We start from the raw sequence: 6,963 nt of genomic DNA on the forward strand, positions 1-6,963 counted from the left end.
TTGTTAGAAGAAAGGTTGGTTTCTTCCTTTGGACTTACTTGTTTTTTGGTTAATAAATGCAGGAATAAATAAATATAACGCATATGCAAAAGACATCCATGCTGTAAATGCAATAACCTGTGGCTTAGCCAAATTAGGAAAAATAAATTGGTGAAACGATAATGAAAAGGTGTCCAATGCTAATCCAATCATTGTGCCAATTATTCCAAATTTTAATGGTGCATTTTCGGTTTTATCAAATAATAAATAAATATATGTAATACCCCATAGCAAGAACCCTGTCCCAACTACTAATAGTGTAATACTAATTGCAAAGCTGACTGTTCCAGGAGGATAGAGGACACGTTCACCAAGAATTACGAAAAACATTGTAGCAACAAACCATACTAACACACCAAAAATGAGAGCAAATGCATTTCCCTTCATTTACCAATCCTCCATACCCTTTAATTTACTAAGAGCTTTAAAAAGCTGTTCAACCTCCTGATACGTTCTTTCTACTGGAAAATCTTTTTGTAATAGTGCTTGTAAAGCAATTCCATCTACAATAGCGTTTATGAGAATCCCCCATGTTTCTAACGTTACACCTTCTATTGGTGATTTACCCCATAACCCTGATAAGTTACTAATTAAAGAACTATTTTCTTCAGTAACGATATCACTTAATTGATTTCTTATTTTTTCATTATTGAAACTCGAAGCAACCAAGGTAAAAAATAACTTATGAAAAAAAGAATCGTATGAACAACGACTTTTTGCAGATTCGATTGCTTGACTTAAAAAAAGCTGTTCACTTTGTTCGGATATTTCATTCCAAGAGTTTTCACAAACATTTTGAACAATAGCTAATAACAACTGTTCCTTCGTTCTAAAATGATAGTAAATTGTTCCCTGTGTTACTCCTGCCATCTCTGCTACAGATCTTAAAGTAAACTTTTCTATTCCGTTGTTTACTAAACACTCCTTTGCGTATTGAATTAAAACATCCTTACTAATTACATTAGGTTTTGCCATTTCTACACCTTCCTATTAGTTATTCAACTAACTAACTATAAGGAAATACTAACATTCATTATTTATAATTACAATATTTTCTTGTTAAACTAAACTGACCGTTACTTTAAATACATAATTTTAGAATCTCCTTTAAAATTTAGCATAGGTCAATGTGACTTGCAGTGTTTTTTAAGTAAATAACAAAACACAAAAATTTTCCCATAAATTAACAAAAGATTAATGTTCTATTAACACTGTTTATGTATTGTTAAAACGTAGCAAATATTAAAGAATAGGAAGTGGAAAACAGTGAAGAAGAAAAGAATCCTTTCGTTGGCTGCTGTGCCGTTTATGTTGGCAACATCTGTGTTTGGAAGTGCTGCAAGTGCTGCGCCGAATGATAACTGGTTACAAAGCAGCAAAACGGAGTTAAGTGCTCACCGTGGTGCACAAGTGACCGCTCCTGAAAACACATTAGAGGCGATAACTCAGGCTGGTCTATTAGGATATGGCTTTGTTGAAATTGATGTCCAAAAAACAAAGGACGGCCAATACATATTAATGCATGATACAACGGTAGACCGTACTACTACAGGCTCTGGAAAGGTAAAAGATTTAACATTAGATCAAATTCAAAGTTTTGATATCGAAGATAAAGAAGGAAATGTAACAGATTATAAAGTACCAACACTTGAGGAAGTGTTAGAGGAAGCTCATAAATACAATATTGGTATTAATTTTGATGGTTCAAAAGGCGACTGGCATGATAAGGAATTCGTGGACGATATTATGGAAGAAGCTGAAGAAGCCCAAGTATTAAATCATTCATTCTTTGTACTAAGTAATGATGATATTCGAAATCAATTTAACGAATGGTACCCAGAAGCAACTGTGACATTCCTTGGAAATGCATTGCACAATGTAGAGGCTGATATTGAAGAATTAAAACAATATGATAACGCTATTTACTCAACTTCAATTAAAAATGTAGACGAAGGAACTGCCAAAGAAATTAAAAAAGCAGGCCTAAAACTGCATGTATACTCAGTTAACTCTGCTGAAGCGTATGAAAAAGCGAAAAGTATTCATCCACGATTGATTGAAACAGATGTGATTATACCTTAATATCATTGCTGGAATATATGAATATTATAAAGGTGTCCTACGTAATGGGACTTTAAGAAAAATATAAAATCTCGTCAGTCGATTGTGAATTGGCGAGATTTTTGATATTTAAACACGGATAACACTGTACTTTCCGTTGTTCTGGTATGCTCCCCTTATAGTAGACACGTTTTAAAAAGCGCATTAATCTGTCTATTATAAGGGGGTATTTTTTTATGGAGAAAAAAGCAGAGACTTATGATATATCATTCAAGAAAAAAACAGTTTATTTATTTCATCAATAGAAAAGATTCAGTTTCATTTTGCGAAAATATGTAAGATGTTGTCCTCATCTTACAAAATAAAATACTGCAATTTATACACCCTATTCAATATTTGAATTCTATGTATCTCCCTTTTAGAATGCGATATGCTTGATATTACCATCTCCTATGTATCTACTTATTTGTTACAATTTTTATATTCAAAAATTTAGGAGAGGAATGCATCTATGAAAAAACGAAGTCTCCTCCTTGCATTAGTTATGGTTATTATTTTTACGGGTGGCTTTTATTCAGGAATATTATTTTCTACTATTAAAAATGAACAAGAACACACAGAAAAAGCTGAGAACGTGAAAATGCATATTGCACCATTTTCTGAAAAAAATCCTATCAATAAACAAATACCAAAATTGGAAACAAAGCAAACAAAAAAATTAATTGGCTATGTTCAAGATTTTCGTGATCCTAATCTGGTTGATTATTCGAATTTAACACATATTATTTTCTCCTTTGCACATCCAACTGTTGATGGGAAAATTTTATTAAATGGAGAATCTGCATTGAATAACCTACGGGCAATTGTTTCAAAAGCACATCAACATAACACAAAAGTAATGTTAGCTGTAGGTGGTTGGTACCACATTTCTGGCGGAGAATCGTATATGTATTTTAAAGAAGCAATTGCGGATCCTGCTTCTCGTAATAATCTTATTAGTGAGTTAGTGAATTTTACAAATCGTGAAAATCTAGATGGCATAGATATAGATTTTGAACATCCACGTTCAAAGAATGATGCTCTAAATCTAAATGTCTTCATTAAAGACTTAAATGAGAAGCTTCACAACACGAATAAAGAATTGTCGATAGCAGTAAATGCAAAAGTTCATAGTGTCACAGGTACAGAAATTAATAATGTAGTTTATGATCCATCTATGTTTAATTATGTTGACCACGTAAATATTATGGCTTATGACGGTCAATGGGATGGTGGATATAATGCAGCTAATTTGTCACCTTATTCATATACTGAAAATATTGTAAACTATTGGACAAACTTGTTTGAAAACCACAATCTTTCAAAAGAAAAACTTGTTCTAGGAATTCCCTTTTATGCACAACCAGAAAATAAAGACATTAAGCAAGTATCGTATGCGGCAATCATTGAAAGAAATCCAAAAAATGCAGGACGCGATACTGTCAACATGAATGAAACAACATACCATTATAACGGTGAAGAAACTGTTCAAAAGAAAACGAAGCTTGCACTTAACAATGGTTTTGGTGGAATGATGTTATGGGAGCTTGGACATGATGCAAAAGGTCAACATAGTTTGAGTGGTGTAATTGCTGAAGAGATGGAAGAATCAGATATTTATGTATTAAAGTAAGGAAATTAAAGAGAGGTTTAGAAATTATTTACCTCTCTTTTGTTTTTTCTTTGCAATCATAAGGACTTATGTGCAAATCCTACATTGAATTAAAGTTTTGAAAACTCTTCCACTAACTCATCAAACCGTTTTAGAGCATTTTCTATTGGGTATGGAGTTGTCAAGTCCCCCCCTGCCTTCTTTAATAATTCGAGTGGATAATCCGAACTTCCACTTTTTAAGAAGTCTAAATATGAGCTGAGCGTTTCCCCATCGCCTTTAAGAATTTGAGTTGCTAAATGAATTGCTGATGCAAAATCTGTTGCATACTTATAAACGTAAAAAGGACGTTAAAAATGAGGGATTCTTGACCAACCAAATTTAACCTCATGATCTAAAACAATTTCATCCCCGTTGTATTCTTTGAACAATGTCTCATACGTTTCATTAAATACATCTACATTTAAGGGCAATCCCTTTTCAGCCATTTCATGTGTCTTCATCTCAAATTCTGCGAACATCACCTGCGTAAAAAATGTTCCTTTAAATTGATCAATAAAATGATTGAGTAAATGTTTACGAGCTAGTGTTGCTTTAAAATAAAGTTTGATCAAAAACACCTCACAAACCAGCATCATACGATAAATAAAAAGAATCTATTTTGAAAAAAAAGATTGATCAAATTGGATTCTTTCTTTATCATTTCGAATGTAGTTTTTATAAAAAAGTTTGATCATTTCACTAAGCCTTATTCCGCAAACGCGCCCTATTACGGAATAAGAATAACATATTTCTATCTGCCTATTTTACATAATCAGATGTTATAGGAATTAGCCTATTAAAAAAAGGCTACTTAACGTAACCTTTTTTAGTACAAGCATTTTTATTTATTTTTGACTTTGAGAGCCTTAATTACTTCTTTTGTTGCCTCAGCAATAAGCTCGTCGTTATAATCAGCATCTTTTTTATCACGACTTGAAAGTACAGCAAGAACAATAGGGTCTCCTTTTGGTGGCCAAATGATTGCAATGTCATTTCGTGTACCATATGATCCTGCTCCAGTCTTATCAGCCACTTCCCAATCTTTCGGCACTCCAGCACGAATTAACGTATCTCCAGTAGTATTTCTCTTCATCCAATCTATTAAAAGTTCACGTTTCTCAGTTGGAAGTGCATCTCCCAGTGTAAAAGCCTGAAGACTAGTTGCAAGTGCTCTTGGTGTACTCGTATCATGAGTTTCACCTGGATTAACTTCATTTAAATCAGGCTCAAATCGCTCAGGGTTGGTAACATTATCACCAATTCCCTCCAGTGCTTTCTTAAATCCAGTTGGTCCCCCCAGTTGTTTAAGGATAAGGTTTCCAGCAGTATTGTCACTGTATCGAAGAGAAGCATCGGAAAGCTCCTTAAGAGTCATCCCCGTATCAACATGCTTTTCTGTAATCGGATTATAATTAACAAGATCCTCACGTGTATAGGTAATTCTTTGATTAAGGTCTTCTATTGATTTCTGTTGTAAAAGTACTCCTACAGCTAGAGCTTTATGAGTAGATGTATAAGCAAAACGCTCATCTGGATGATAAGTTACTGTTTGGTTTGTACCAGTATCCAACGCAAAGACACCAAGTTTAGCATCAAATTTTTCTTCAAGCTTGGCAAAACCATGATTATAGGTAGTTTCCTGTTTTTTGGGTTTAGTTAATTCAGCATGAACGTTATTGTTTGAACAGCCTACAAGCGTTGCACATGAAAAAAATAATACAGGCACAATTTTTCTAAATGTGGAAGTACTAAAAATGCTACTCAATGATTTCATTAAAATTTAACCTCTTTCTAAAAAATTTTTATTACGTATTCCTTTCCAAAGGAATTACTAACAAAGCTATTTTATCACTTCCCATTACTTACACACCCCCAAGTGGTACGAGGCATACGTTGATTTTTCAAGAAAACTGCCCTTTAATTGAACTACTAATATTTTCTATTTTCGTTAACACAAACCCTTCATAATTCCGTTAAAAAACGCTTTTCCTTGTTCAGGAAAAGCGCCCTTTTGTTGAATAAACCACTAATTATTTTAGCTCTTGAAAATCTTCAATTGTAAAGTACACTACCTCTTCTCCACGCGAAATGAACTCTTGCACAACTCCAATAGTCCGTGGTTCTGTGTAATCAACTTCAGTTGGACTCATCTCGAAGGGCTCGACGGCGTTCGTGCAGCACCAGCAGGATAATCATCCCCATTATTACACCTAAGACGATGCCCGCCTGTGTGGTCAACAACCATGCCAATGGGTACTCTGGGGAGGGTGGCGCATCGAGTCGAACTGAAGATAAGGCAGAATAGAGGTTGTTGGAGAACAACGCTCCCGATGAAATCCATGCCGCTGCCATAGGGGGTAGAAACCACTTCGACCCACGGCGGGATACTACCACCAGTATGCCCCACGCACCAGCAAAGGACCACACGCCTGTACTCAATGACAGCAGGTGCCACCACACATCGCGTTCACCCATGGTTGCCGGGTCGATGCCGAAAGAGCCGCCAACCGCCCAAAACACCTTGATGACACCGAGCAGAATGCAGCCGGCAGCGACAATCCTAGCCAAGATGATCTGCAGTTGTAGAGTATTGCCCGACAACTCCTTGTAGTCGGTTGTGCCACTCAGAGCCTCTGGCCAACGTGTCATTGCATATCCCGCCAATGCAAGCGGCAGGAAGATGCCAATCCCAAAAAGTGAAATCATGACGAAAATCTGCTCGTATACCCAGAAGTCGGCGGCACCTGCTTCTTGATCCCGGATCATAGCTGCAGGGCCCAGAACCGGTGCAATTAACAGCATAGGAACGAGCAAACCGGTACCAACCCAAATAGGTAGAGCAACCAGCCACGCAGGTAGCCGCTCCCCCCACGACCTGCAAAACGCCATTGCAAGAAGGATACCAATCGCAGCGAGAACGGCGGTTACTGCATTTATAATGCGCCAGCTAGCGTCACCCATTTGCTCGGTTGGAAGGAAGAGACCAAAAGTCCATACGATTTTGATCAGCAGGTAAGGTGTTACTGCTATTGCGGCACCATAACCGCAGATTCTACGCAATCTCATCAATCTTGAGGTCTTCCTCTCTGAACTAATTGTCATCTTCTCATCCCCTCTACAAGTTCTAACTCACTTTGTTTCATAATTATTTATTCACAACTATCCTAATG

General features: G+C 36.1%; 6 protein-coding genes and 1 pseudogene. 2 read left to right on the top strand and 5 right to left on the bottom strand.

What is annotated here, in order from left to right:
- Nucleotides 1–3: 3 nt before the first annotated feature.
- Nucleotides 4–426: a DUF5367 family protein gene (locus V7068_RS13295; protein WP_499713185.1), complete on the bottom strand. Its 423-nt coding sequence runs from the start codon at nucleotides 424–426 to the stop codon at nucleotides 4–6.
- Nucleotides 427–1,014, bottom strand: a complete 588-nt coding sequence (locus V7068_RS13300; RefSeq protein ID WP_499713186.1) for a TetR/AcrR family transcriptional regulator — start codon at nucleotides 1,012–1,014, stop codon at nucleotides 427–429.
- 291 nt (nucleotides 1,015–1,305) lie between these two features.
- On the opposite strand from V7068_RS13300, the gene V7068_RS13305 reads away from it, so the two are divergent.
- The gene (locus V7068_RS13305; protein WP_499713187.1) at nucleotides 1,306–2,121 is read left to right on the top strand and encodes a glycerophosphodiester phosphodiesterase; all 816 of its coding nucleotides are present in this window, start codon (nucleotides 1,306–1,308) and stop codon (nucleotides 2,119–2,121) included.
- A 490-nt stretch (nucleotides 2,122–2,611) separates the two neighbouring features.
- Nucleotides 2,612–3,772 (top strand): glycosyl hydrolase family 18 protein, encoded by a 1,161-nt coding sequence (locus V7068_RS13310; RefSeq protein ID WP_499713188.1) that lies wholly within the window; start codon nucleotides 2,612–2,614, stop codon nucleotides 3,770–3,772.
- Nucleotides 3,773–3,861: 89 nt separating this feature from the next.
- On the opposite strand, the pseudogene V7068_RS13315 reads toward V7068_RS13310, so the two are convergent.
- From V7068_RS13315 to V7068_RS13325, 3 genes and pseudogenes are all read right to left on the bottom strand, one after another.
- Nucleotides 3,862–4,380, bottom strand: a pseudogene (locus tag V7068_RS13315) (M3 family metallopeptidase); the annotation flags it as partial.
- Between the two features lie 254 nt (nucleotides 4,381–4,634).
- Complete coding sequence (gene bla, locus V7068_RS13320; protein WP_375348731.1) at nucleotides 4,635–5,567, bottom strand: class A beta-lactamase; 933 nt, start codon at nucleotides 5,565–5,567, stop codon at nucleotides 4,635–4,637.
- A 362-nt stretch (nucleotides 5,568–5,929) separates the two neighbouring features.
- Entirely contained in the window at nucleotides 5,930–6,895 is a 966-nt protein-coding gene (locus V7068_RS13325) for a DUF1700 domain-containing protein (protein WP_499713189.1), read from the bottom strand.
- Nucleotides 6,896–6,963: the final 68 nt, after the last annotated feature.

It is taken from the genome of Bacillus sp. JJ634 (assembly GCF_036962285.1).
GTDB classification, from domain to species: Bacteria; Bacillota; Bacilli; order Bacillales; family DSM-1321; genus Peribacillus; species Peribacillus asahii_A.

Coding starts and splice junctions, on each gene's coding strand:
- V7068_RS13295 (WP_499713185.1), bottom strand. CDS start 426: ATGAAGGGAAATGCATTTGCTCTCATTTTTGGTGTGTTAGTATGGTTT.
- V7068_RS13300 (WP_499713186.1), bottom strand. CDS start 1,014: ATGGCAAAACCTAATGTAATTAGTAAGGATGTTTTAATTCAATACGCA.
- V7068_RS13310 (WP_499713188.1), top strand. CDS start 2,612: ATGAAAAAACGAAGTCTCCTCCTTGCATTAGTTATGGTTATTATTTTT.
- bla (WP_375348731.1), bottom strand. CDS start 5,567: ATGAAATCATTGAGTAGCATTTTTAGTACTTCCACATTTAGAAAAATT.
- V7068_RS13325 (WP_499713189.1), bottom strand. CDS start 6,895: ATGACAATTAGTTCAGAGAGGAAGACCTCAAGATTGATGAGATTGCGT.